Below are 26286 nucleotides of genomic sequence, written 5' to 3' on the forward strand. Positions count from 1 at the left end.
TGCTGAATGAAACTCAGGGATATATCCTTTTTGATATACTATTATTAAACATATGATCGAACTAACCAAAATACTAATCAATAACCATCTAACCCAATTAAACTGCATTTTATTATTCATGTACAGGTTGCCTACTTTCTATCAACTGAATAATATTTAATAGCTGGTTTACCTACCTCGCCATAATAAGTTTTTTTCCATAGTACTCCGTCCCAATTCGATCTGTGCTCACGAATAATTTTAACCTTATGAGTGTGTCTGCCCTTTTTATAATAAAAATCTCTACTAGAATAACCCTTACCTGGTCCAGATAAAGTTACCTTTACTGTTACTTTTTTGGAACCGCTTGAAGTAAGTCCAAATGATTTGTTCACAGAAGGTTTGGAAGCACTTGGAATTCCACTGCTGTATGTAGCTGAGATGGTTGCTGAAACTTCTGTAGTCTTTTCATACGTCATCCCTCTTGCTACACTTCTAATAAAATAAGGGTTAGACAAATAAGACCAGTGTTTTACTATTCCTTGGTCATACACATACCATCTATCGTATTCATAATAAGCACGTTGGGGAGTAATTGAGCCATTGCTACTAGGTGCTTGATTCACAGAATCATAATAACCTAATAAGACTTCCTGGCTTCCGTTTCTATCTATTTTCACTGGCTCATCATATTCAATATAGTTATACCCTTCAAGAGCATCACCTGTAAGAGTTTCAATTTCCGCAATTGGGAATTCACCGGATCCTTCAACCTCTTCCGCTTGAGCGTTTGGAATACATAAAAACATAATAACGAATAATGCTGTAATAAGCTTTTTCATTATTTTACCCCCCTACTCAAATTGAATTGGTCAAACGTCTTTCTCACTGTTTGGCTGTCGAAAAAATGTTAACAATTTACAGAATTTCCACTCGATTTAGAATCCAACTCCTCATACAATTTATTAATACTGTTTTTCTCGGAGATTTACTTTATAAGGTTAGTTCCAAAGGGACGATCTTTAAAAATCTCACCCTTTGAACCGTAAAATATTACAATCTCAATAACCTCTCTATATGGTACTAAGAATTGCCGAACGCCTTTTTTAGTGAGAACCTATATAATTATTAATTATGACTTCCAATATTTCGGAATTTTTAATATTGTACAATTTTATTTGTTTGTACACAAGCCTAAACTAGAATTTCTATATAATCACAACGAACTATTTTTTTTATTATATGCTCCCATCCGATTTTTATTTAACTAAAGTTTCGGATATGATAAATAAACTTCAATATTTGGCATTACAGGGATAGTGCACAAGCTACACCAAACATTTCTACCAGTCTCAAAGACTTAGAGTACGTCATCCAAGTCAACTTCAACGGCAAGCGCTGCTTAATGATTGAGGTTGATGAAGACACCATGATCGAAGGCTTTAAATTGATCCCGGAGGCATCGTTGGGATAAAGGCAATGAAGATTAAGCGAAATTCATAAATAATGTGGAACAGCTGAACCAATTGGGATTAATGTTGAAAGCTTTACTATCAAGATCAGCATAGAATCTATCAGTTAAACCCGAAAAATGGATAGTCAGTCATTTTTAACGGAATCTGTTTACAACCATTGTTAAGTATGGAATAGAGTATATAAAAATAGGGAATCCCGCTGGCAGGGGTTCCCTAATTCACATCCTTCACCGCCTCGATAAATTTCTTCATCGCTGGTTTATCAGTTGTTTTCATCCAAATGGACAGGTCTTTATCTCTGTTTTTAAAATATAAATCGAGTGTTTCTTTTAGTTCCTGACGATAGAGGGGATCTGTTTCACTTTCCTCTTCAAGTGCTTGAACCATGTAAAACCAATCCCTATTTTCGTCGGCAAAAGGCCGTTCCGGATACTCCTTTGCCATGGCCATGGCATGTTCGAATGTCTTTCCTTCATATAATTCCACCGCCAGCCAGCTTCCAATAAAACGATGGCTTTTATCCCGGTTCATTACTTGTTTAAAACGTTCGCTTGCTTCCTTTAATTTTCCTTGCTTCATTAGTGCACTGGCGTAAATGGCTTGATCGTAGTCATCAAGGCGGCCATCAACCGCTGCAGCATACTTATCAAACCATTTGTTGAAGGAATCCCATTTCTGTTTCTCATAATAATATTCAACAAGCCTGAATATGGCTTGTGGAGAGTTTGCTTTTTCGGCATATGCTTGTAAATAAGGAATACCTTTTTCATTCTCGGTTGCATGCTTGTCGGATGATTCAGCACCCATCAGCCGAACAATCATACGTAAACTATGAATGTCATTCGGATTCTTTTCATAATTAGATTGATAGGCTGCCAGTGCTTTTTTTAATTTTTTATCAAGCAATAGTCGGTCTGCTTTCGTCATGTTTCGTTCCTTTAAATAAAAGAAAGGTATTTTTCCAACCGTATCTTCATTCAGCCGGTAACCGTCACTGCGTGAAATCAGCTCACCATCATCGCTATAGGCCTCAACAGACCAATAAAACCGGTTATTCGTATTTGTAAATGCCAACAGTGATTCTGGGCTTACCGTAGACAGATCATCACCAGGGAATATTACTCCAAGCGGATGATTATATACCTCTTCCACCGGCACTTTGATTTGATTGTCTGCAATGTATGATTTAAATCCCGTACTGACCGAGCCGGAATCAATATCTGCTCCCAAGCTTAGCTGGTAATAGTCTGCGCCCTCCACCTTTTCCCAGGAAAAGAGAATCTGTTTATCAGTTATTTTTTGTTGATTGACTGGAGAGTTGAGTTTGATCAATTTTTGCAAGGTGATGTTATAAGTGATTGTTTTCTTTTCTCCAACATCAAGCCATTCATCCATATCAACCGGCCATGTCCAGCCGTCAATTTGATCAAAGCTTAATCCTAAAGCGACTTGATAGCTTCCTGGCAATACCCCTGAAATTTCGAAATATCCATCCGCGTCTGTTGTGACTTGATATGCTTCCTCCGGTCCAACACTTCTGGAGACTTTTTCTTCTGACCGTAAAAAGACCCCTGCATTCGCTACGGGCGTACCATCACTGTAAACAATTCTTCCTTTGACCGTATTATTTATATGGCTTTGTTGTGTTAAGGCAGTTTGTATATTTTTTTTCATAGATAAAAGTTCTTCATAACCAGCGGGTGTTTCATCTGCCATCATTTCTTCATACTTCGTTAATGCTTTGTTAACTTCCTTGTAAGCATCCAGTACATGACCTTGGCGGAGTTTGATTTTCGCTTTCTGCTGGGCTATTTTTGCTTGGACATATTCATTTTCCGGGTCATTGCTACTCATTTCTTGTAAAAGTTGCTTGGCTGCCGAATAATCGGACTGTTCAATAAAGATTTCCGATTGTTCTAATTGAAACTCCTGACCTGTCCATGAATCGTTACCAGCTGTGCGTTTGCTGGCTTTTTGCAGGATGTCCTGTGCTTTGTCAACTTGGCCAATAGTCTTATAATGAACCGCAAGCTGTTTTGCCGCAAAAGCAAAATACTCATCTATCGGGCCTTTTTTTACATACATGTTCAAATATGGAAGCATTTCATCCCAAGTAAAAGTTATGGCATGATCAGGATGGCTGAATTGGGAAAACGCTGGCCCGACGTATACATCAAATTGGTTGGCCGTGTAATCGTTCAGAATATAGTCCTGGATGATTCTCCATTTTTGCGAGTCCAAAATCGTTTTGCTGTCAAGGGATTCCAACAGCTTTGTCTTGGCTGCAGGATTGGTATTCCCCGCTTGCTTTTTCGCTATATATAGTTGAATTTGAGGGCTTATGAAAAAAACTATCAATAGGATACTAATTAAAATAAAGACAATATGCTTCACTTTCATTTTAATCTTCATACCGCATCACCGTCTTTTCCAAGTCTTCTTTCCAATATACATAGTCCTCTATCTCAATAAGTTCGCCGGCTTTCTTTTCCGTGGAATCTGGAATGCTATCATAGTTGTTGATATATTTAACTCCGAGAGATAAACATATCAACATGCAAATCCCAGTCAATGGAAGAAGGGGGAGTTCTATTTCTTTATTCCAAATCAACCGGGCTTTTTGCTTGAATGTGATTGGACGGAGAGAGTCCATGACTTCCTGCTGTTTGGAAAACGTAATATGATTCATCTCGTTATCTAGCTGTTTTTTTAGGGCTTTCCGCTGGCTTTTCAATGGAAACCTCTCCTTTTGTTAATAGATTTTTCAATAGGAGCCGACCACGTTTGAGTCTTGATTTTACTGTGTTTTCATTCGTTTTGGTTTGTGATGCAATTTCTGAGATCTTCAATTCATTAAAATAATACAATGTAATCGCTTCGCGGTATTTATAGTCCAATTGTTGAATGGCTGTACTTATATTATGATTTAAGGCCATATCAAAGATCGCTTCTTCGGGGCTTTGAACGGTTTCGTCACCTTTGATACGGTCCACCATGTCAAAATGAAATGATATATTTTTCCAATGCCATTTCCGCATTCGGGAGCGGCATTGATTAAGGACAATGGTGGTAAGCCAGCTCTTTATTTTTTCGGGATTCTCCAGCTGATGAATTTTTTCAAAAGCGGTAATAAAAGTATCTTGAACAGCTTCTTCGGCTGTTTGATAATCTTTAACAAGTAAATAAGCGGTGCGCAATAAGTAGTCCCCGTATTGATGCATTACCTGCATTAAGGCGTGTTCATCTTTTTCTTTGAGTTTATCGATATAATCCAAAACGGCCGGCCCCCTTTCTGAACGGGTATAATATATAGATGCAATGGGTGGTGAAATAGTTGCAAAAAGTGAAAAACTGTCTCAGTTATAACTATACAGGGATGTACCATATGACGAGACATTTTGTTATCCGTATATATTGCAACAATTCATGTCATTTAGGTTATACTGTTTGACATACAGTCAGAAGGAAGAATGTAATTGTTCCCGAGTGTAATGAAGGTGAAAAATCGGTAGGGGACGGGACGGAATACACAAGTTGGCTTTTAGAGGGTGTTCAAAAAAACATGAAATGATAAGCGGAATCTCTTCGGTGACTGGTTTAAACTTGAAAACTTTTGGAACATGGCATTTTAAATGAAATCTATTGTTGCGTCCTTTACATCCTTGTGTTAGGATGATTATTGTACATATGACCAAAACGTTCAAATGGTCATTTTATAGAATGCCCGGAATGAAGGTGAAAATAAATGGCCATTGACCGGAAACAGCAAATTATACAGGCTGCAACAAATTCTTTTTCCTTATTCGGCTACAAAGCTACAACAATGGATCAAATAGCTAAATTAGCCAACGTTGGCAAGGGGACGATTTACACATTTTACAAAAATAAAGAAGAGTTATTTCATGAAATCATCTCTTCCTTAATTCATGAAATGAAAGTATCTGTAGAAAGAACCGTAAGTGAAGATTCATCTTTTTACGAGAAGGTGGATAGCGCGCTTTTTACGTTATTGGAATTCCGGACAGAACATCAACTGATGATCAAACTCATCCAGGAAGAAAAAGATATGGGGACTCCTGCAGTTAAAGAAGTGATCCAAAAGATAGAAAATACGATTGTCCAGTACGTGGGAAAAATCGTCCAAAAAGCGGTAGAAAAAAAAGAAATTAAACCATGCAATCCCGAGATTACTGCTTTTGTTATCTTAAAACTTTATATTGCCCTCATATTTGATTGGGAGAAAGTCCATAAGCCGCTGGAGAAAGACGAAATATCAAAACTGTTTAAATTGTATTTGTTAAATGGGTTATCCATAAGATAATCCTTATTTTTAGCTCATATTTGACTAAATGAACAAAACGGTCAAAAATTTTTTGGTGGTAAATGACCAAATGAATATTTTAGTCAATAATTTGGAAGGGAGAGACATGTTTATGGAGAAATCGAATTTTTTAGCGGAATGGAAACAAATCTTTACGAATAAAAAGGTACTTATTCCGATTATTGCTGTTGTGTTTGTTCCATTATTATATGCAGGGATGTTCCTGTGGGCTTTCTGGGATCCGTATGACTACTTAAAGGATTTGCCTGTTGCTGTGGTAAATGAAGATGCTGGGGCTGACTACGATGGGGAGAAATTGGAATTAGGAAAGGAATTGACCGATAAGCTAAAGGATAATGATGAATTTGAATTTCATTTCGTTCCTAAAAAAGATGGTTACCGGGATCTAGAAAATAGAAAATATTATATGTTGATTGAAATACCGAAGGATTTTTCGGAAAATGCAACTACCCTAATGAATGAAAAGCCGAAGAAATTAGAACTGAAATATGTACCGAATGAGGCTTATAACTTCCTTTCCTCCCAAATTGGGGAAACAGCAGCGAAGGAAATCAGGGCTGAAGTAGCCAAGGCTGTCACGTCTACATACGCCGAAACAATGTTTGATAAGGTTGGAGAAGTTGCTAAAGGTCTTGAAAAAGCCAGTGATGGCAGCGGGAAATTGGATGATGGGGCAAAAGACCTTGCAGATGGCTCCAAAGAGCTTAAAGATAATTTAGGAGTTTTAGCATCAAGTTCTATTGAATTTGAAAATGGAGTGACAAAAGCACGTTCCGGAACTGATGAGCTGGCCAATGGTTCACAAAATTTGGCCAGTGGAATGGATCAATTAACAGATGCCAGCGATAAGCTTACCAGTGCATCCAAAGACGTTGAGAAAGGCTCTAAGGCTTTAAATGGCGGTATTTCGAAGGTTCAAAACGGTCTGCAAGAAGTAGATGGGAAAATCCCGGATTTAGTAGCAGGGACAGGTCAGGTTCAGGATGGATTGAAACAGCTTCAAACACAATTGCCTAAACAGATGGCCGATACCATTAGTACAAAGATTGAGGCAAGCGGGCAGGAAATGAACCAAGGATTGGATCAATTAAATAAGGGGATTACTGGCAAGCTGGAAAATGACTTGGCAAATGGACTGTCGGGGCAGCTTTCAGCAGGTATAGCAAAGGGAGTCGCCAATAATATTGAAAACATGCAAAATGAACAGATGAATAAATTGTCTCAAGCTTTGTTGGAAAATGGGATTCCTCAAGAAGCGGTTCAAGGAATCATTTCTCAAGTAAATGCTTCCTCCCCTTCAAAAGAACAAATTGAGCAATCAATGGTGAATCAACTTCAGCCGCAGGTAGAAGCAGGCGTTAAGCAAGGAATGAGTCAAGCCACTGCCGGTATCGATGGTGCATTCAACTTATATAAGAGTGAAGTAAATAAAAAGCTCGGCACTTCTACTGCCGGCTTGGACGAAGAGATCCAAAAAGCTGTTGATCCGGTATTTAATCAATTGACAAATGGCCTCGGATCCATTCAATCCGGCCAGGCTGCACTTCAGGAAGGTGTCCATCAGCTATCAAATGGGGCAAAAGAGCTCAGCGATGGATCTTCCAAGTTAAGCAGCGGCCAACAAGAGTATGTTAAAAACATGGAAGCATTCAAACAAAAAATGAAAGAAGCAAATTCAGGGACTCACCAATTATCAGATGGTGCCAATGAGTTGAGCAATGGAATGGGGCAGCTGGCAGACGGCTCATCCAAAATCAAAGACGGTTCGCAAAAACTGGCTGATGGTTCCGAAAAGCTTTCAGACGGAACAACTGAACTGAAGGATGGAACTGCAGAGTTACATGAGAAGTTGAGTGATGCTGCAGATGAAGCAGGCTCAGTTAAGGCCAATGATGATACGTACGATATGATGGGAAGCCCCGTCAAAGTGGAAAAGGAAGAAGTGAACCCGGTTCCTAACTACGGTACAGGTTTTGCACCATATTTTATTTCATTGGGATTATTTGTAGGTGCTTTATTGATGACCATTGTCTTTAACTTAAAGGAGCCTGCTGTAAAACCACGCAATGGCATTACCTGGTTCCTTGGGAAATTCGGGGTTGTAGCTATCACGGGAGTAATCCAGGCGTTATTGGTAGATGCTGTCTTACTATTCGGATTGGGAATTGAAGTGAGGAGCGTTCCACTGTTCATTTTTGTATCAATCATTACAAGTATAACTTTTATGGCAATGATACAACTGCTTGTCACAACATTGGGAGATCCGGGCCGTTTCATAGCGATTGTCATTCTTATTATGCAACTGACAACAAGTGCAGGTACATTCCCGCTGGAGTTAATTCCAAAGATGATCCAGCCATTTAATGACTTATTGCCAATGACTTATACTGTTCAGGCATTTAAAGCGGTCATTTCCAGCGGAGATTACTCATTCATGTGGCATAACATCGGAATTCTGGCACTATATACACTTGGCTGTGCCGCGTTGACAATCACATACTTTATTATCAAAAATAAAAAATCTAATCAGCAGCAGGGAGAAACTGCAGCATAAGATCAAAGCCAGGTATATGAGATGGTTCATATACCTGGCTTTTTAGTTGTTATCTCCCAAAAAGAGAACAATAGGTTTAGCGAGGTAAGAAACCAAATCAACAGTTGATGCTTCAAAGGAATGCTTGAATTTTTCAAATTAACTTGTTATAATTATTCACAATAAATGAAATGGCATTTTAAATAATGAAACAAGAAATGGGGGGTCTTTGCTTTGAGTTTTATTGAATTAAAAACAGCCATTCCTGGCCCAAAATCGTTGGACCTGTTAAAGCAACGTCAAGATGCTGTCCCAAATGGTATCTCTACAAACATACCGATAGGAGTCTTAAGTGCTTCTGGAGCTTTAATACGAGATGTTGACGGGAACCGTTTGATAGATTTAGCCGGAGGGATCGGCACAATAAACGTTGGACACTCGCCATCTGATATTGTCGAAGCCTTGAAAGAGCAGTTAGATCACTTTATTCATCCTGTTTTTCCTGTCACTATGTACGAAACTTACATTAAGCTGGCCGAAAAGCTAAATGATCTCGTTCCAGGGAAGTTTCCTAAAAAAACTATATTCTTTAACAGTGGTGCCGAGGGAGTTGAAAACGCAATCAAAATCGCTCGGCGGCATACAGGACGACCTGGTGTTATTTCATTTGAAAGGGGTTTTCATGGAAGAACCTTTATGACCATGTCACTGACAGGCAAAGTTAAAGACTTTAAACAAGGCTTTGGCCCAATGGCTACGGATGTATACAGGGTCCCGTACCCTTACAGTTACCGTGATGAGCAAACCGATGAAGAACTGCTTAATCATTTCCAACGGTTATTCCAGGTGAGCGTAGATCCACAGGACATTGCAGCTATTATCATGGAGCCTGTCCAAGGAGAAGGCGGACTTGTTGTTCCATCCTCTGAATTTGTTAAGGGAGTAAGGGAACTATGCAATGATCATGGGATTGTTTTGATAGCTGACGAGGTTCAAACAGGCTTCGCGCGTACAGGGAAATTGTTTGCTATGGAGCATTTTGGTGTTGAAGCGGATATTACGGTAATGTCAAAATCAATCGCAGCCGGAATTCCTTTAGCAGCAGTGACTGGGAAGACTGACATAATGGATTCCCCTAAACTGAAAGAATTGGGGACAACTTTGGGTGGAAGTCCACTGGGATGTGTAGCAGCCCTTAAAGTGTTGGAAATCATAGAAAAAGAGAATCTGGCCAACAGAGCGGAACGGATTGGCAGGCAGATCAAAAATCGATTGGAACATTCGTCGCCGTTCATTGGGGAAATAAGGGGACTCGGTGCCATGATAGGGATTGAAATGGTTAAAGATCAAGAGACCATGGCGCCATATCCTGAAATAGTGAAACAAATGGTGAAGAAATGTTACGAAAACGGTGTGATCATTCTTACATCTGGTGCTTATGGAAACGTGATTCGGCTGTTGCCTCCGCTCGTCATCACTGATGAACAGCTGTCAGAAGCTTTGGATGTATTGGAGAATGTATTGTCTGAATTGGAAAACAAAACGACTGTTTGAATTGTTAAGCTAAGCATGCGCTGAAGAAAGGGAGAGATTTTTATCATGGGTAAAAGAATGACTGTGGCTGATGCCATCGTAAAATGTATGGAGTTGGAGGGAGTATCGAAAGCGTTTTGCGTACCCGGAGAAAGTTATTTGCCGTTAATGGACAGCATCTACGACTCTGAAGAGATTGATTTAATATCCGCTCGCCATGAGGGTGGGGCAGCTTTTATGGCTGAGGCATTTGGTAAAGCGACAAGGAAACCTGCTGTAGCAATGGCTACCAGGGGTGTAGGTGGGGCAAATTTGGCTATAGGAATACACACAGCCTACCAGGACTCAACGCCGATGGTTGTCTTTTTGGGGCAGGTTCACAGCAAATTTCGTGGGAGAGAAGGATTTCAGGAAGTGGAGCTAGACCAATTCTTCAGCCATATCGCGAAGTGGACAGTTGAGTTAAGGGATGCCGAGCGTACACCTGAATTAATACAACGGGCTTTTAGGATAGCGCAAACGGGTCGTCCGGGACCGGTCATCGTATCGCTTCCAGAGGATGTATTAGTGGAAGAAGCGGAAATGAATTTTGGCTCCCCAGTGATTATTCCTGCTCCGTGTCCGGCATTAGAAGAGATCAATCAGGTGAAAGAATTGTTAGCGTCAGCTCAATATCCTGTCATTTTGGCAGGGGGAGGAGTTATTGCTTCACATGCAGAACAACTTTTAGTTCAATTTGCGGAGAAATATGACATTCCGGTAGTGGCATCTTTTCGGCGCCATGATGCGTTTCCAAATAACCATAGACTGTACACGGGCCATGCAGGATTAGGCACGTTTCCTTCGGTCTTAAATACACTGCGGGAAGCGGATCTGGTTTTAGCCATTGGAACGCGTCTTTCCGAAGTGACGACACAGGATTACAGTATTATTTCTGACCGGCAGAAACTCATTCACATTGATATTGACTACAATACGATTGGCAAGGTATATAACCCTGATATCGGAATCGTATCTGATGCAAAGACAGCCCTGAAAGAACTTTTAACTGTAGATATGGACAGACAATGGACGGAATGGAGCACGAAGAGAAGGGCTGATTATGTACAAGACTTGATGGTTGATACGAATGAAGATGAGCAATGGATTAATATCAAACAGGTTATTCAAACGATGCAAGAAAACCTTCAGGAAGATGCCATTATAACAAATGATGCTGGAAATTTTGCTGGCTGGCTACACAGCTTTTACTCATTTAACCAACCCAAAACGTATATTGGGCCGACCTCAGGTGCAATGGGTTATGGTCTTCCTGCAGCCATCGGTGCCAAAATGGCCCATCCGCAAAAAACTGTTGTTTCGTTATCTGGTGATGGAGGGTTCATGATGACGGTTCAGGAGCTGGAGACAGCCTCAAGGTATGGAGTTCCTGTCATTGCACTGGTCTTTAATAACAGCTTGTATGGAACAATCAGGATGCATCAGGAAATTCACTATCCAGAAAGAGTGATTGGTACTGAGCTGAATCATGTAGATTTTGCAAAAATGGGGGAATCCCTCGGGGTAAAAGCAGTAAAAGTAAGAACGAATAAAGAGTTTGATCAAGTGTTTAAGGAGGCTTTATCCTCTGAAAAGCCTATGGTTATTGAAATTGCTACCAATCCGGAAAAAATATCAATTAGCGAAACAATTAGCTCTATTAGAGAAAAAAGCACCAGCGTTTAATGGCAAATGACCAAATTATATTAAGATATTTATGTATAGAGGCCATGCTGGTTTCTCTTGCTAAATCCTTACCTATTTTGGAATATGTGAAAAACTCCCTCAACTGTTTGAGGGAGTTTCTCTTTAAAATGGTCTATAATATCTTTGATACTGTATTTATTATAGAAATTTTATAAAATAAGTTCTTCTTGAGGGAGAATAGCTTTATAGATTAACGGTTGTTCAATTTTAATGTTAGCCGTCTCAGATGTGGGCATAGGTGAGTTGTATCGTATCGCTGGAAGGCAAATGTCAGTAGATTTATCCCAGCCTTTTTACCATTTTCTTATCTTGCTGTATAAACTGGGACATTTCTCTAATTTTTGCAACTAACTAGAATAACCACTATATTAAGACATATGTAGTAAAAAATTGATTCAAAATCAAAACTATAAATTAGTGTTATGAAAAATGAAAAAAGCAGTTATTTAAATGCTCATGAACTGCTAAATTTATAATCCTATAATATAGGGGGTTGGAATTGAGATGAACCAAAGTGTTGTTAAAGCATTAAAATTGTTGGATTTTTTTACAGAAGATGAACCGGAATTGTCACTCAAAGAAATTGCTAATAGATCTAATTTGCCAAAGCCAACTGCTTATCGTCTTCTTTCTGCTTTGGAAAATCAAAACTTCTTGTACAAAATAAAAGAATCTAACCATGATAGCCGTTATCGATTAGGTTTAAAATTACTTGAATTGGGCCAGTTAGTTTCCGATCAATTGGAGTTGAGAGAAATTGCCCGCCCGCTAATGGAAGAATTGGCTAAAGAAATAAACGAAGCTGTCCACTTAGTTATTATCAATAATAATCAGGCTACATATATAGAAAAAGTAGAAAGTTCCCGTGCACTTAGACTATATACGAGAATAGGAAAAACTTCCCCTCTATATATAGGTTCAGGCCCGAAGTTGTTATTAGCTTACTTACCGAGGGAAAGACAAGAGAGCATTCTTTCAAGCCTTGACTTTCCGATAGGAAATACGAAATCTATTAATAGGGAACAACTGTTGCAGGAACTGGAGTGTATTCGTGCAAAAGGCTACTCTTATAGCGAAGGCGAGCAGGACGCAGATACCATTGGAATATCGTATCCCATTTACGATCATACGAATGAAGTAGTTGCAGCTTTAACTGTAAGTGGGTTAGCAAGATACTTTGAAGGAGATAATAAAAAAATTATCATAGAAAACACAGCACAAGTGGCAAAAGAGATTTCTAATAAAATGGGCTATCAAGTTTAATATAATAATATGCCCGGAGGAAAATAGGCCATCCGCAGAAAGCAGCATCTTCGAAATGGGGCGGTTAATGGATCCTTTCGGAATAGGTTCTGCAAAAAGTCGTTGTCTAAGTATAATTGCAGGAAACATTTAGGAACGGCTACCCGGAAATTAATAACAACCCAGATAGCATCAAACTAATGAATCCGCTGAAAGATCCGAACTCTCCGAAGCCTTCCTCTATAGCGTTTATCAATGCTGCGTATGTTCATGTTTTCCCAGTTACCAGTGAGATATCATCCATTCCACCTAGATTAAGAGCCCCGTTCCTGGTAATCTACTTCGGGACAATTCCTTTCGGTCAACAGTCTAAATATGCATTATAACAAAGGCGTGGTCTCTTTACGCCGATTCATCAAGTCCTTTAAATTCTTAAAACGATAATGAATTGAAAACATCAGGCAAATACCTTGTGTAAAGGTATATGCCTGTGTATGTTGAAAAGATGAAAAAATGGAAAAATTTTGATGTCTTCCCTCTCAAGTTGCTCCTTGAAGAGCTGTTTTGCTGGCGTTTTTATTCAGCGATTGCAGGATATGTCCCTTCCTCATCGTGGATTTCTTCCCCAGTTAACGGAGGATTAAATGTACAAACCAGACGCATATCGGAGCTTGTGGCTCTTAAATAATGTTTGTCATGTTTATCTAACGCATAGAGGATGCCTGGATAGATTTTGTAAATTTCCCCAGTCTTATTACCATCTTTATCAGCTATTTCGACTTCACCTTCCCCTTCAATACAATAACAAGCTTCAAAATGATTTTTATACCATATGTAGGTTTCTGTTCCCTTCTTAATGATTGTTTCTGTCATGGAAAATCCCATACCATCTTTATGAAGTAATAACCTTCTACTGCTCCAATTCTCTCCGGAAACATCATATTTACTATTTATGATTTCTTTAATATTTCTGACTATCATATCTCTATACCTCCAGTTGGAATTTTAATAATATTTACTATAGACAAATAGTACTACAGTATTCTATAATATTCAATAAGTTATTTGAAAAAATGAAACAATGTTTCATTTAATGAAACAGGGGAGGCCTAATGGAAAATATTATCGCAGTAGAACTCATACTCTATTTTGTACTTGTTTTTGGAGTGGGATATTATTTTAGCCGTAGAAAGATGACCCATTCTGATTTTTTACTTGGAGGAAAGCAGTTGCCTGGATGGGCACTTGCCTTTTCGGAAAGGGCAACTGGTGAATCTTCCTGGTTATTGTTAGGGTTTACAGGTTTTGTATTTGTGAATGGCTTGTCATCAATTTGGGTCATAAGCGGTATGGGCCTTGGTATTATTGTATCTTGGCTATTTCTGGCGAAGAAATTTATGGAAGAAAGAGATAAGTATGATGTTTTGACACTTCCTGATTATTTGGCAACCCGATTTCCATCCCACGGAAAGTTAATCCGTTATTTTGTGACTATTTTGATTTTAGTGTTTTTCACTTTCTATCTTGGGGCTCAAATAGCCGGGGCGGGGAAAACCCTGTTGACCACTTTTAATTTAAATCCAATTATCGGGCTTCTTTTATGTACGGCAGCAGTCATTGTACTTGCCTTTCTTGGAGGCTTTGTGTCTGTCGTTTGGACAGATATGATTCAGAGTATGATGATGTTGCTTACTCTTACCATACTTCCGATTTTAGCTTTTATTCAGATTTATACCAATGATATTTCTCTGACGGCAGCCTTGGATAATGCAGGAAACGGTGTGAATTCTTGGACTGGCGGCTTAACAGGCTTTGCTTTTGGCGCTTTGTTTTTCAATAACTTCACATGGTTTTTCGGATACTTGGGAGGGCAGCCGCAACTCAGTTCCCGTTTCATGGCATTAAAAAATCCAAAAGAAGTAAAAGTAGCGAGTATAACGGGTATTGTATGGATGGTTTTGGCGTTTTTGGGAGCTTTTTTGATAGGTATCACGGCTATAGCCCTCTATAATTCTGGTGAATTTACAGATGTTGAAACGATCCTGCCAACGATGATTTTAGATTTGACACCACCATGGATTAGCGGTATTTTACTGGCGGGTATTCTAGCAGCGATTATTACTACTGCTGACTCTCAAATCATGGTCGTCACTAGTTCGGTTACAGAAGATATCATGAATAAAAGTTTAAAGATGAAATTAAGCGATAAAAAGTGGATTTTTGTCTCAAGAATAGTCATCATCGCTTCGGGTATGTTAGGCTTAATTATCGCTTTAATGTCTAAATCACTTGTTTACGCTGTTGTAAGTTGGGCATGGACCGGAGTAGGGGCTACTCTTTCACCAGCGATATTGCTCACTTTCTTCTGGAAACGGTATTCTGGTGTCGGGGCGCTGGCAACAGTAGCTTCAGGGCTCATCTGCACACTTATATGGATCAATTCACCACTTGAGGAAATATTAAGTTCCCGTTTTACAACATTTTTTATCGCATCCTTGTTTGGAATCGTTTTCAGTTTGATCTATCCCGATAAAGCGGAAAAATCTATTCACCATGAAAAACAGGTTATTGAATCTTAATTTTTCAAAACTAAGGAGAAAGTAAATTGTTAAACTTTGATATTACCACTCTCCATAATGAGTATAAAAATAGAACTATTTCTCCGGTCGAAGTACTGGAATGGCTATATGCCAGAATTGATCGTTTTTCCGGTTTAAATGCTTATGTAACCGTTTGTAAAGAGGAAGCTTTGCAACAGGCTAAGAAAGCGGAAGAGCTGTTTAAAAAAGAAACTGATCATAATATTTTACTGGGGATTCCAATCGGGCTTAAGGACCTCATTCATACAAAAGGGATTAGAACAACAATGGGTTCTGGTGCGTATAAGGATTTTATTCCGACAGAAGACGCAGAAGTTGTGAAAAAAATAAAAGCAACAGGATCAGTGCTTGTCGGAAAGCAGAATACACATGAACTTGCTTACGGTACAACGGGGGATGATTCTTTTTTTGGGCCGATGAAAAATCCCTATAATACTAATAAAATTGCAGGGGGCTCCAGTGGCGGTTCGGCCTCTGCAACAGCGGCAAACTTATGCTGGGCATCTTTAGGGACTGATACGAGCGGATCGGTTCGAATTCCATCTGCTTTATGTGGTGTTGTGGGAATGAAGCCTACACAAGGAAAAATAAACAATTCCGGTATTCAGCCTCTTAGTTGGTCAATGGATACTGTTGGTCCCATTACAAGAACTGTTTTGGATAATGCAATCATTTTTGATGCAATTAGTGGTTTATTAGGCTCCTCCCAATCCGTTTCCAGAAAATTAAAAGAATATCCGCTGCGAAGTTTAAATGATAAAAAGTTAGGGATACCAACTTCATACTTTTATGAGAATGTGGACGTAGAGGTCAAAAGAAAGGTGATGGATGCAATAAAAGTATTCGAAAGCCTTGGAGCCACAATTCTAGAGGTAGACCTCGATATTCCGGAAATGGATCAAGCAATGGAGATTAGCAGTGCAATAGACCGGGCCGAAGCGTATCTTATTCATCAATCAATCGCCAATGATTATAACAATCTGTTAGGAAATGAAACCCGACGCCGTATTTTACATGGAGCGGAATATCGTGCCTATGAGTATATCCTTGCCAAGCAATTAAAAAGTAAATTAACTGCAAAGTATAAACAAGCGTTTGACACTGTTGACGCTATTATTACGCCAACAGTTCCAATTCTTTCTACTGATGTTGGAGCGGATACAGTCATCATTGATGGAAGTACTCAAAGTGTGCGTTCAGCACTTATGCGTTTTACTTTTTTTGCAAATTATATCGGTATACCAGGAATGACGATGCCTTGTGGAAAAGCGGAGAATGGACTGCCAATCGGTGTTCAATTATTGGGTCATTGGGACCATGAAGAGGTACTTTATTTAATTGCATATGAATTAGAAACGGCTCTTCATTTATCCAAGGAACTTTCAATTGTTTAGACAAGAATAGCTGCGGCCTTACAGGTATCGTTTAACCTCAGCACGAAAAAGACTGACAAGCACTTTACTTGTCAGTCTTTTATTTCCTCCAAAACCTCATAAAGATCGGTCAATTGGCTGATTTCATAGGAGGGTTCTACCTCGTTCCGCTCTTTTTGCTCTCTGTTGATCCAGACAGATTTGATTCCGGCACGATTGGCTCCCAGGATATCAGTATTTAAGTTGTCACCGACCATGACTGCCTCCTCTTTTTGTAGAGACATTAATGACAAGGCATGCTCAAATATTCCTCTATCAGGCTTTCCTTTTCCGTAACCGCCAGAGATGACGATATGGTCAAAGTATGGGGCCAGCTCCGGAGTGATGGCCAGCTTTGTATTTTGCAAGTCTGGTGATCCATTTGTAATGAGCACTAGGCGATAATCTTTTTTTAATGTATCCAATACCTGGAATGTGTCGTCATAAACAAAAGGAACCTTTCGGCGGTTCTTCGGGAAGAGTTCGCCCAGTTCGGCGCCAAACGCCAGGTCATCTATGCCCAACTGCTTTAATCCCAATGTCCATGCATTTTTGCGATATTCCGGAACAATGTTGCTCAGTTTCCGAAAATCCTCTGTTTCATCCTTGAACTCTCCCCACAATCCTTCAAAAGGGTTAATCCCAATCATTTGGGTAAATGGAAAAGTTTCATAGGAAGAATAGAGCTCCCTGGCATTCTCGCGTACCGCTTCTTCCAACCGGTCCGGGTCTATTCCGAATCTTTCTTCAGCAAATTTGCATGTCGCGGCAAAAGCCTCTTTTACACTTTTTTGATCCCATAAAAGTGTATCGTCTAAGTCGAAAAAAATTGCCTTAATCATCATATTCCCCACTTTGATTTATTCATTGGTTACTAGTCTTATTCTAACCATAGAACGGTATAAATTCTAGCCTTTGCTATTCAGTCGTTATTCTTCATCTTTCATTTCATATTATATAATTTAAAATTATTTTTTTGATAATTTTATTAGATAAGTAACTGTTTATGGCGTGTTTTGTGTCATCTTTTATGATTCGCTCTTGGCGTGATTTTTGCATATATAAAATAAAGATTCATAAGAATGTAACCGTTTTCCAATAAAATATTGTGATGAAGTCATTGTCTGTCCAGCATAAAAATAAAATGATTAGAAAGGAGAACGCGAGGTGAATGGGTTTAAATATTTGAAAGTATTCATTTAAAATAAAACAATAATGTATGCCCATTATGATGACGTTGCAGTAAACATAGCAGGAGGTGAAAACTATACCACCCAGCATAAATCAAACTTATTGTATTGGATCCGTTTGGTTGCGTGGTTTTTTATACGATGGATAATGCAAAAATAGGAATATTAATGTTGGATACACAGTTCCATAGACCAGTAGGGGATGTTGGGAATAAAGATACTTTTGCGTATCCTGTCGAATATAAAAAAGTGAATGGAGCGAGTATATCCCGGGTTGTAAGAGAAGGCGATGCTGCATTGATCAAGCCATTTGTACAGGCGGCAAAGGAACTTGAGGATAGAGGGATCAAAGCCATTACTACGAGTTGTGGATTTTTGGCTTTGTATCAAAAAGAAATCCAACAACAGTTGGGTGTTCCTTTTTTTTCCTCCAGTTTATTGCAGATACCGCTGGCGGGCATCATCGCTGGTGAGCCCATCGGTGTGGTGACAGCATCGAAATCAAGCTTGACAGAATCCCATTTAAAAGGAGTGGATGCTCATCAGCATCATGTCATTATTAAGGGGATGGACGAGATGCCGGCATTTTCCGGCGCTATCATAAAGGAAGAACTCGAGTTGGATGAAACGGCTATTGCGGAAGAAATGAAACAAGTGACTGCCGAACTTGTTACCGAGCATCCAGAATTAAAAGCGATTGTTTTGGAATGTACAAATATGCCGCCATATAAAGAAGCGATTAGAAATATAACTAATTTACCAATATTTGATATTACTACATTGATAAATTATATACAGCTGACTATATAGTCTATCTATAAATGTTCCAAATGTGTGAGGTGCACTCCAATAGAGTAAATTTGCAATTTTTAGAACGATTGTATTACAAAAAGAACTGGGATCGTTCCTATTAAAAAGGGGATAGTCATATGCTTGAGATCGTAATACCGCTCTTATTGTTATTTATTATTGCTTTGGGAAAGCAAATACCGAAAATCGGCGGAAATATAAAAATAGCCCTGCTTGTAGCGGCAGTTTCATCAGCAATTATATCAGGGCTAGGGCCGACTGAAACATTGCTGGCGTTTGTAGACGGAGTTGACAGGCTGTCTTGGGTAATCATGCTGTCTATATTTGGATCGTTGTACGCCGAGTCCCAAGTAAAACTCGGTGCAATGGATACGACATTAAATAGTCTCCGGGCTATATTTGGGAACTCGCCAAAAGGATTGATTGCAGCTATCTTCATTACGTTAATTATTGCTGGCTCCCTCCTCGGTGATGCTATTGCAGCTGCAACAGTTATCGGGTTCTTGGTTATTAATTCCTTACATGAGTTAAAAGTGAAGCCGGAACAGATCGGGATGATCATTTTGGTTGGTGCATCCATAGGATCCATCATGCCGCCTATCACCCAAGGAGTTTTTCTTTCTTCATCTTTAGTCGGCATTGACCCAAGCCCCGTCATAAACATTGCTTATATAACCGTAGGGATCGGTGGAGTGTTGGCCATTTTAGAATCATTCAGGTTTGTCCGTGGGAAAAAGATGCCGGACCATTTAAAGGAGAAACAATCTGTTTTTGGCATTTTAAAAGAAAAATGGACAACGTTAGTGCCGCTCGCTGTTCTGGTTGCTATCGTCATTGCAAATACACTGTTTGAGTACAATATTTTTGAAAAATGGTTTTTCTTTGCAGCTATCCTGGAACCATTGAAAGAAATACCGATTTTACAAGGGGTAACCTTTCAAGTTGTGTCAGCGATCATTATTGCCATTATCGTAAGTTTTTTGTTCCCGTCTGTCTGGAAAGAGTCAAAAGGAATCTTCAAAGGCGGATTGTCAAAAGTGAGCCAAACTGTACAAATCCAACTTTGTGCCGGAATTATGGTAGGTGTGTTTTACGCTTCTGGGCTAATTGAAAAGGTTGCCCAGATGACCGAAGGCCTGGCTGCATCTATGGTTAAAGTGGGAGGAGCCTTATCCATTGTTGTTGTTGGAATGTTGACAGGATCCCAGACGACTGCCCAATCGGTCAACGTTACGTTTCTGGCTCCGATTTTGAAAAACATGGACGTTGATCCAACATTAATAGCGCTAGGTGCCTCTCATATTGCTGCCGCCGGACAAAACATGCCTCCGGTCGGATTAACCGCATTCGTTGTTTGCGGGTTGATCGGCGGAATTTTAAACAAAGAGGTGGACCCGATCAAAGTAATGGGCCTTGCCCTGCCTAACTCTTTTTACTTTTTGATTGTCGGGTTAATTGCGTGGTTTATTTGATGGTGTGTGAGGCTTAAGTGAATATACTACGACTAATCATAGATCGGAATATATGATAGGCTTGAACTGCTGAATAGAGGATAACGTTTCTTTATTCAGCATTCCTGAATGCAAATAGAATAGGCCTCTATCATCCGAATAGTAGCACATACCATGGATGTGTATGTGCTACTATTTTCAGTACTGACTATATTTTAGGCCTTAATGGAGAGATTCCAATATTCTGATTGAATATCCTTGACCTTGTCAACGAATTCTTTTTGAATGTCATATAACTCCTCGACTGGCAGATCTTTAAAACCTTCAACAAATGGATCCTCGACATCCGTTCGGTGTCCGGACATCTCTTCAACAATAGCAAGGGAGCAGAATGGAACATATGGAGCACTATACCCTCCCTCGTGACAGGCAACGAGTTTTCCATCACAATATTTTTCAGCTATATTCATCATGAAGCGGGCCATTTTCCTAAACCCTTCCATATTTATCATCATCCTCGCAAGCGGATCGAACATTCCCGGGTCCTGGCCAGCAGAAATTAATATTAATTCGGGCTTAAATTGTTCGGTTATCGGGCCTACGATTTCTTCCAAAGCATACATATATCCGGCATTGCCCGTCCCGGCAGGAAGAGGGATGTTCACATTCATGCCGACACCTTCCCCTCTTCCAGTATCCTCAGCTTTGCCGCGACCAGCGGGATACAAACGCTCTTGATGGAGGGAGATAAACAAAACATTAGGATCATCATAAAAAGCGGACTCTGTCCCGTTTCCATGATGCACATCCCAGTCCAGGATCATCACTTTTTTCAGTCCAAGCACATTTCGGGCATATTTCGCTGCAATGGCGATATTGTTGAACAGACAGAAGCCCATTCCTAATTCCGCTTCAGCATGATGACCTGGAGGTCTTGTTAACGCATAGGCATTATCAACCTTTCCCTCGACTACTGATTCAACCGCCGTAATAGCTCCTCCCGCGGAAAGTAGAGCGATTTCATAGGAACCCTTCCCTACTAATGCCAGCTCACCTGCATCCCCGAAACCGATCGCACTTAATTCTTTTACTTTATTAATGTATGATTCACTATGGTAGAATTTGACCTCTTCAAGGGTAGCGGAACGAGGAGAGATTTGTGTTAATTTTTGCATTAAACCGCTGCGCTCAAGAAGATTTTTAAACCTTCTTTTCGTCGCTGGATTTTCAGAATGGATGTCCGTTTCGATGTAACCTCCTGGCGGCATAAACAACGCACCATTTCCGGTATCATGCCAAAAATAGCTTTCATCACTAATAAAGCCTGTTTTCTTCAATAGTATCCCCTCCAAATCTTTTGATTACTATTAAAGTACAGTAATGGAATGAAAACTATTACCCATTAGTACCATTTTTTGAAATGTTTACAACATTCATATAAAATGAGGTAAAATTGGTGATCCATGAGGAGGAATAGCAATGAATGCAGTTCTATCGTCATTGGAGTTTGAGCAAATGTTCCATTTTTCAGCTCAAATTGCCCGTCCAATAGGGAATATTCGGGCAAATATTCAAGAACATCTTGCTAACTATTTTGGATATGATGAAACTATATTTTGGTTTGCAGATGATAATGGAAATTTAAGAGACCCTATCAATTATCGGCTCAGTGATCAAGTTCTTTTCGAGTATTTAGATGAATACCATCATCATGATTTTTTACATCCTCGAAAAAATGTGGATTTGTTTCGAAGGAAAAAAGCGATTCGTTTAGCCGATATTGTGAATGATGCACAATTCAAGGAGTCTCCTTTTTACAGCTTTATGGAAGCATACGGGTATTTTGATGAAATGGTGGTCGCGCTGATTTACGAAGATTCTTTTGTAGGAGTTCTTGGAATCGCCCAAAAAAAAGAAAGACATCCATTTACTGAAAAGGATCGTATCAGATTTCAATACCTGTCAGATATCATGGCATCTTGCCTGATGCACCAGCTAAAAGGTGAAGAAGTATATCCCTTGTTATCAAAAAGGGAAGCACAAGTCGCCAAACTTGTTAAAGATGGGTGTACGAATAAAGAAGTGGCTGATGAATTATACATATCGACGAATACTGTTAAGAGACATTTGCAAAATATCTATCAAAAATACCAGGTTAAAAATAGAACTCAACTAGTAAAAATGCTGTGATTACGATCAGCTCCTTGCTATTAATAGATCAAGAACTCAAAAGTTGGAGTCCATTCTGAATAAGGGTGGTATTTTTTATCGTGACGGAGTGGTTACTGAGGGGCGAATGATAAGTATGCTAATTTCATATCATTATACAGTTATAGGAGACCCTTCTGTTCTCTAGTTTAGTTGGAGAATAGAGGGTTTTTATTTTTTTGAAATCATGTTGTTTATAATATTTATAAGAAGAGCCTGTAAAAATTATATTTTTTATAAGTATTGTTTTCAACTATACGATTCCGGCTCTCCAAATATGGAAAGAAAGTATTTTCTTTTAAGGAGTCTGCAAACTTTTACACCCCAACTTGGCGGATGAAATCACTTGGTATGACTTTTGCATTAATTACAATCAAAATCAAATTTTGAAGGAGGTAGTCCGTGAGTTATAAGGTAATTGTTGCGGGCGGTGGTCTGATTGGGACTTCCACAGCTTACTACCTTGCAAAATCAGGGGCGGATGTGACCCTTGTTGAATCAAAAGACATTGCAGCCGGCACATCAGGCGCTTGTGACCGGGCCATCATGCTCCAATCGAAAAAACCGGGGCCAACTTTAGACCTCGCCATTCAAAGTGCCAACCTTTATCAGGATCTTGAAGAAGAATTGGAAGCCGACCTTGAATATAGGAAAGGCGGCGGAATGATTATCATTGAAACAATGGAAGAAATGAAGGCAATGGAGGATATGGTAGAGCGTCAGCAAAAAGCCGGAATAGACGTGAAGCTGATATCCGGTGAAGAAGCCCGGGAACGTCAGCCTGGATTATCAAAGGAGTTACTTGGTTCAACTTGGTGGGAGCATGACGCAGAAGTCAATCCACTAAATGTCTCTTTTGCCATGGCAAGAGCAGCCCAAAGATTCGGTGCAAAAATTAAACTGCAGTCCCAAGTGACAGGGTTCATTACAGAAAATAATTGTGTATTGGGTGTCGATATTGCAGGAGAAAAGCTATACGCTGATGCTGTTGTAGTGGCAATGGGAGTATGGACACCTTTGCTGCTGAAACAAATAGGAGTAGACGTTCCCATTATTCCAAGACGGGGGCAGATACTAGTGTCCGAAAGGCTTGAACCATTTCTTGATTGTAATATTCTTAGTGCTTCTTATATCGCAAACAAATTAAAAAGAAACCATAATCATGAATCTGCCGATTCTTTAGGAGTTGGTTTGGCTATAGGGCAAACGCATAGCGGGACTTTGTTAATTGGGGGTTCCCGCCAGTTTGTCGGATATAATACAGAAACGTCACCAGAGATTACACGGAAAATAGGTGAAGCAGCGGTACGCGCTTTACCTCAGCTTACAAATGTACGGGTTATCAGGACATTTTCCGGACTTCGCCCTTATACACCGGATGGCATGCCTATTCTGGGTCCAATCGAAGGCATGGAAGGGATTTATATAGCCGCCGGACATGAAGGTGACGGTGTTGCACTTGCTCCGATTTCAGGAAAAATAATGGCGAAGGTTGCATGTGGAGTGGATCCCGGCATTGATATTAGTCCGTTCTCATTCAGCCGTTTCAACCAGCATATCTCTGGTGCAGAGGGAGTGAATATAAATTGTCCAGTTCCTTCCGAATAAACACGTTGGAAGAAAGACCAAAAAAAATAGAGTTCTATTTTAATAATGAAAAATTAATCGGGTATGAAAATGAACCTATTGCAGCTTCATTACTTGCCAATGGAATTAGAACCATTCGAACATGTGAAATTACCGGTGAAGGCCGCGGAATATTTTGTGGAATTGGCCACTGCTATGAATGCCGGGCAGATGTGGACGGTATCCCCAATGTCCGCACTTGTTTAACTCCAAACAGACAGGGAACGAAGGTGTTTTCACCAAGTGGTTCTCAATCAAGGGAGATATCAGAAGATGAAAGTTGATATTGCCATCATCGGGTCCGGGCCTTCGGGGCTTACCGCTGCTATAGAATTGGCCCAAAACGGATTATCCGTTGCTATCATTGATGAGTATTACCGTCCAGGCGGCAGATTGCTCGGACAGCACTATGAAGATCCCAAGGGTCCACCTGATGAGCGGATTTGGGATGGAAGGAAAGTTGCTGAACAACTGACGGAAAAGGCCCGGAGTCTAGGTGTTCATATTTTAATTGGTGTGACAGCGTGGTCTGTCAGAGGAAAATGGCAAATTGAAATAACTGGAGCAGAGGTAAGCACAATTACCTCAAAAGTGTTGTTAATGGCGACCGGTTCAATCGAAAAGGCATTGCCGATCCCCGGCTGGACCTTGCCGGGAGTAATGAGCATAGGTGCTGCCCAGACGTTTACTAACTTGCATCATGTAGCGGTTGGAAAAAGGGTAATGATTATAGGGATAGACCCACTTTCATTATCAGTCATGATGGAAATGAAAAATGCTGGTATCGATGTAGCCGGTATGGCCTTGCCGCCGCTGTCACCTGTAACCGGGCGAAGCCATTCCCCAAGACAAGTCCTTGGCCGACTTAAGGATGTGGTTGACTTGGCCCCCAGTCCTTTCTTGCGCATGGCAGGGAGGCTTGCTTTAGGCAGGTTCCCGAATCTTACAGCCCAGGCGTTACGGTTTAATTTCCTTAAAGTGAATGGTGTTTCCATTGATTTGCGTAAGTCCGTGACGAAAATTGAAGGGGAAAAACAAGTTGAAGCTGTTACTCTTCAATCTGTATCTGTCGATGGACTGCCAATCGGGAAAGTGGAACAGATTGAAGTGGATGCAGTCTGTTTATCAGCCGGCCTATATCCAATGGTTGATCTTGTCCAGGTTGCAGGATGTCCGCTCATTGATATTCCGGAATTGGGAGGGATGGTTCCACTGCATGGACCGGATATGTCTACATCTAAAGAAGGACTATATGTAGCGGGAAATATAACCGGCATTGAAGGGGCCAAAGTTGCAATGGCACAAGGAAAGCTTGCAGCAGCATCTATTCTGAAAGTCCTTGGAAAGAATAGCTCAATAACTGTAAACGAAGCAATGATGGAAGTGAAGAAAGCACGGGAAATGTCTCCGCTTCGTTTCCTTCCCAAGATTGAGGAAGGGCGTTTGAAGATGGAAGAGATATGGAAGAAAGAAGGCATCATATGAGCGATTTAATTATTTGCAGGTGTGAAGGTGTCTATTTATCTGAGATTCTGGAAGCAAGGGACAATGGGGCAGACAGTATTCCCGGTATCAAAAAAAGGGTCAGGGTCGGTATGGGTTATTGTCAAGGCAGGGTTTGCCAGCCAATCGTCCGTGACATTTTGGAATCAAAAATGGACCAACGAACAAAACCGCCTCTCCAAAGGGCACAAACGCCTGTCCGTCCTGTTCTAATAAGTGACATTATTGGAAATAGAGAGAGCGATCATAATAAATAACTTTTTATTGGAGGGAAATAAATGCACTTACATGGAACCGCATCGATCAATGATGAAGGCCATCTTGAAATTGGCGGATGCGACACAGTTGAATTGGTTGAAAAATATGGCACCCCTTTATACGTTTATGATGTGGAATTGATCAGAAACCGGGCCCGCTCTTTTAAAAAGATGTTTGAAAAGCACGGGGTCAAATCACAGGTCGCCTATGCGAGCAAAGCCTTCTCGTCCATTGCGATGCTGCAGCTTGCCAACGAGGAGGGACTTTCCCTTGATGTTGTATCAGGCGGGGAGTTGTATACGGCCATTGCTGCGAAATATCCGGTTGAAAAAATTCATTTTCATGGAAATAATAAGAGCGAAGAAGAGCTGGAAATGG

General features: G+C 40.1%; 21 protein-coding genes and 2 pseudogenes. 16 read left to right on the forward strand and 7 right to left on the reverse strand.

The window, feature by feature from the left end:
* Positions 1 to 131: 131 nt before the first annotated feature.
* Positions 132 to 821 (reverse strand): hypothetical protein, encoded by a 690-nt coding sequence (locus tag C509_RS0116170; RefSeq protein ID WP_018707976.1) that lies wholly within the window; start codon positions 819 to 821, stop codon positions 132 to 134.
* 494 nt (positions 822 to 1315) lie between these two features.
* Between C509_RS0116170 and C509_RS27630 the strand changes: the two are divergent.
* Positions 1316 to 1453 (forward strand): annotated as a pseudogene (locus C509_RS27630) (DUF4317 family protein); the annotation flags it as partial.
* A 214-nt stretch (positions 1454 to 1667) separates the two neighbouring features.
* Here the strand turns inward: C509_RS27630 and C509_RS0116175 are convergent.
* The 3 genes from C509_RS0116175 to C509_RS0116185 are packed head-to-tail and all read right to left on the reverse strand — an operon-like array spanning position 1668 to position 4729.
* The gene (locus tag C509_RS0116175) at positions 1668 to 3866 is read right to left on the reverse strand and encodes a carboxypeptidase-like regulatory domain-containing protein (RefSeq protein WP_018707977.1); all 2199 of its coding nucleotides are present in this window, start codon (positions 3864 to 3866) and stop codon (positions 1668 to 1670) included.
* A complete protein-coding gene (locus C509_RS0116180) occupies positions 3856 to 4188 on the reverse strand; it encodes a hypothetical protein (protein ID WP_018707978.1) in 333 nt (110 codons plus the stop codon). The genes C509_RS0116175 and C509_RS0116180 overlap by 11 nt, the downstream gene beginning before the upstream one ends.
* Positions 4148 to 4729 carry a sigma-70 family RNA polymerase sigma factor gene (locus C509_RS0116185; protein WP_018707979.1) on the reverse strand — a complete coding sequence of 194 codons (582 nt, stop codon included), beginning with the start codon at positions 4727 to 4729 and terminating at the stop codon, positions 4148 to 4150. Before C509_RS0116185 ends, C509_RS0116180 begins: the two co-directional genes overlap by 41 nt.
* 470 nt (positions 4730 to 5199) lie before the next feature.
* Between C509_RS0116185 and C509_RS0116190 the strand changes: the two genes are divergently transcribed.
* The 5 genes from C509_RS0116190 (at position 5200) to C509_RS0116210 (ending at position 12871) form a co-directional block, all read left to right on the forward strand.
* Positions 5200 to 5775: a TetR/AcrR family transcriptional regulator gene (locus C509_RS0116190; RefSeq protein ID WP_018707980.1), complete on the forward strand. Its 576-nt coding sequence runs from the start codon at positions 5200 to 5202 to the stop codon at positions 5773 to 5775.
* Between the two features lie 112 nt (positions 5776 to 5887).
* Positions 5888 to 8350, forward strand: a complete 2463-nt coding sequence (locus C509_RS0116195; RefSeq protein WP_033370264.1) for a YhgE/Pip domain-containing protein — start codon at positions 5888 to 5890, stop codon at positions 8348 to 8350.
* A 213-nt stretch (positions 8351 to 8563) separates the two neighbouring features.
* A complete protein-coding gene (gene gabT, locus C509_RS0116200; RefSeq protein ID WP_018707982.1) occupies positions 8564 to 9883 on the forward strand; it encodes a 4-aminobutyrate--2-oxoglutarate transaminase in 1320 nt (439 codons plus the stop codon).
* Between the two features lie 45 nt (positions 9884 to 9928).
* Complete coding sequence (locus C509_RS0116205; RefSeq protein ID WP_018707983.1) at positions 9929 to 11587, forward strand: thiamine pyrophosphate-dependent enzyme; 1659 nt, start codon at positions 9929 to 9931, stop codon at positions 11585 to 11587.
* 525 nt (positions 11588 to 12112) lie between these two features.
* A complete protein-coding gene (locus tag C509_RS0116210; RefSeq protein WP_018707984.1) occupies positions 12113 to 12871 on the forward strand; it encodes an IclR family transcriptional regulator in 759 nt (252 codons plus the stop codon).
* Positions 12872 to 13426: 555 nt separating this feature from the next.
* Here C509_RS0116210 and C509_RS0116215 read toward each other — a convergent pair.
* Positions 13427 to 13831: an ectoine synthase gene (locus C509_RS0116215; RefSeq protein ID WP_018707985.1), complete on the reverse strand. Its 405-nt coding sequence runs from the start codon at positions 13829 to 13831 to the stop codon at positions 13427 to 13429.
* Positions 13832 to 13962: 131 nt separating this feature from the next.
* On the opposite strand from C509_RS0116215, the gene C509_RS0116220 reads away from it, so the two are divergent.
* The gene (locus C509_RS0116220; RefSeq protein ID WP_018707986.1) at positions 13963 to 15429 is read left to right on the forward strand and encodes a sodium/proline symporter; all 1467 of its coding nucleotides are present in this window, start codon (positions 13963 to 13965) and stop codon (positions 15427 to 15429) included.
* 26 nt (positions 15430 to 15455) lie between these two features.
* Entirely contained in the window at positions 15456 to 16844 is a 1389-nt protein-coding gene (locus C509_RS24100) for an amidase (RefSeq protein ID WP_018707987.1), read from the forward strand.
* A gap of 71 nt (positions 16845 to 16915) precedes the next feature.
* On the opposite strand, the gene C509_RS0116230 is transcribed toward C509_RS24100, so the two are convergent.
* Positions 16916 to 17704 carry an HAD family hydrolase gene (locus C509_RS0116230; protein WP_018707988.1) on the reverse strand — a complete coding sequence of 263 codons (789 nt, stop codon included), beginning with the start codon at positions 17702 to 17704 and terminating at the stop codon, positions 16916 to 16918.
* Between the two features lie 489 nt (positions 17705 to 18193).
* Between C509_RS0116230 and C509_RS0116235 the strand changes: the two genes are divergently transcribed.
* Positions 18194 to 18862 (forward strand): aspartate/glutamate racemase family protein, encoded by a 669-nt coding sequence (locus C509_RS0116235; protein ID WP_018707989.1) that lies wholly within the window; start codon positions 18194 to 18196, stop codon positions 18860 to 18862.
* A 119-nt stretch (positions 18863 to 18981) separates the two neighbouring features.
* The gene (locus tag C509_RS0116240) at positions 18982 to 20334 is read left to right on the forward strand and encodes a TRAP transporter large permease subunit (protein WP_018707990.1); all 1353 of its coding nucleotides are present in this window, start codon (positions 18982 to 18984) and stop codon (positions 20332 to 20334) included.
* A gap of 194 nt (positions 20335 to 20528) precedes the next feature.
* Here C509_RS0116240 and C509_RS0116245 read toward each other — a convergent pair whose 3' ends face one another.
* On the reverse strand, positions 20529 to 21650 hold the full coding sequence (locus C509_RS0116245) for a class II histone deacetylase (RefSeq protein ID WP_018707991.1): 1122 nt from the start codon (positions 21648 to 21650) through the stop codon (positions 20529 to 20531).
* Positions 21651 to 21792: 142 nt separating this feature from the next.
* Between C509_RS0116245 and C509_RS0116250 the strand changes: the two genes are divergently transcribed.
* The 6 genes and pseudogenes from C509_RS0116250 to C509_RS0116275 form a co-directional block, all read left to right on the forward strand.
* Entirely contained in the window at positions 21793 to 22503 is a 711-nt protein-coding gene (locus C509_RS0116250; protein ID WP_018707992.1) for a helix-turn-helix transcriptional regulator, read from the forward strand.
* 420 nt (positions 22504 to 22923) lie between these two features.
* A complete protein-coding gene (locus C509_RS24105; protein ID WP_018707993.1) occupies positions 22924 to 24129 on the forward strand; it encodes an NAD(P)/FAD-dependent oxidoreductase in 1206 nt (401 codons plus the stop codon).
* Entirely contained in the window at positions 24108 to 24431 is a 324-nt protein-coding gene (locus C509_RS0116260; protein WP_018707994.1) for a (2Fe-2S)-binding protein, read from the forward strand. Before C509_RS24105 ends, C509_RS0116260 begins: the two co-directional genes overlap by 22 nt.
* Positions 24421 to 25632 (forward strand): NAD(P)/FAD-dependent oxidoreductase, encoded by a 1212-nt coding sequence (locus tag C509_RS0116265; protein ID WP_018707995.1) that lies wholly within the window; start codon positions 24421 to 24423, stop codon positions 25630 to 25632. Before C509_RS0116260 ends, C509_RS0116265 begins: the two co-directional genes overlap by 11 nt.
* A complete protein-coding gene (locus C509_RS0116270; protein WP_018707996.1) occupies positions 25629 to 25907 on the forward strand; it encodes a (2Fe-2S)-binding protein in 279 nt (92 codons plus the stop codon). The genes C509_RS0116265 and C509_RS0116270 overlap by 4 nt, the downstream gene beginning before the upstream one ends.
* Positions 25908 to 25928: 21 nt before the next feature.
* Positions 25929 to 26286, forward strand: a pseudogene (locus tag C509_RS0116275) (diaminopimelate decarboxylase); the annotation flags it as partial.

It is taken from the genome of Siminovitchia fordii DSM 16014 = CIP 108821 (assembly GCF_000374565.1).
Lineage (GTDB): Bacteria > Bacillota > Bacilli > Bacillales > Bacillaceae_C > Siminovitchia > Siminovitchia fordii.

What these genes read in the sequence shown, in the direction of transcription:
- C509_RS0116170 (WP_018707976.1), bottom strand. Translation starts at nt 821, where the DNA reads ATGAAAAAGCTTATTACAGCATTATTCGTTATTATGTTTTTATGTATT.
- C509_RS0116190 (WP_018707980.1), top strand. Translation starts at nt 5,200, where the DNA reads ATGGCCATTGACCGGAAACAGCAAATTATACAGGCTGCAACAAATTCT.
- C509_RS0116265 (WP_018707995.1), top strand. Translation starts at nt 24,421, where the DNA reads ATGAAAGTTGATATTGCCATCATCGGGTCCGGGCCTTCGGGGCTTACC.
- C509_RS0116270 (WP_018707996.1), top strand. Translation starts at nt 25,629, where the DNA reads ATGAGCGATTTAATTATTTGCAGGTGTGAAGGTGTCTATTTATCTGAG.
- C509_RS0116235 (WP_018707989.1), top strand. Translation starts at nt 18,194, where the DNA reads ATGGATAATGCAAAAATAGGAATATTAATGTTGGATACACAGTTCCAT.
- C509_RS0116205 (WP_018707983.1), top strand. Translation starts at nt 9,929, where the DNA reads ATGGGTAAAAGAATGACTGTGGCTGATGCCATCGTAAAATGTATGGAG.
- C509_RS0116195 (WP_033370264.1), top strand. Translation starts at nt 5,888, where the DNA reads ATGGAGAAATCGAATTTTTTAGCGGAATGGAAACAAATCTTTACGAAT.
- C509_RS0116210 (WP_018707984.1), top strand. Translation starts at nt 12,113, where the DNA reads ATGAACCAAAGTGTTGTTAAAGCATTAAAATTGTTGGATTTTTTTACA.
- C509_RS0116240 (WP_018707990.1), top strand. Translation starts at nt 18,982, where the DNA reads ATGCTTGAGATCGTAATACCGCTCTTATTGTTATTTATTATTGCTTTG.
- C509_RS0116175 (WP_018707977.1), bottom strand. Translation starts at nt 3,866, where the DNA reads ATGAAGATTAAAATGAAAGTGAAGCATATTGTCTTTATTTTAATTAGT.
- C509_RS0116215 (WP_018707985.1), bottom strand. Translation starts at nt 13,831, where the DNA reads ATGATAGTCAGAAATATTAAAGAAATCATAAATAGTAAATATGATGTT.
- C509_RS0116250 (WP_018707992.1), top strand. Translation starts at nt 21,793, where the DNA reads ATGAATGCAGTTCTATCGTCATTGGAGTTTGAGCAAATGTTCCATTTT.
- C509_RS0116230 (WP_018707988.1), bottom strand. Translation starts at nt 17,704, where the DNA reads ATGATTAAGGCAATTTTTTTCGACTTAGACGATACACTTTTATGGGAT.
- C509_RS0116220 (WP_018707986.1), top strand. Translation starts at nt 13,963, where the DNA reads ATGGAAAATATTATCGCAGTAGAACTCATACTCTATTTTGTACTTGTT.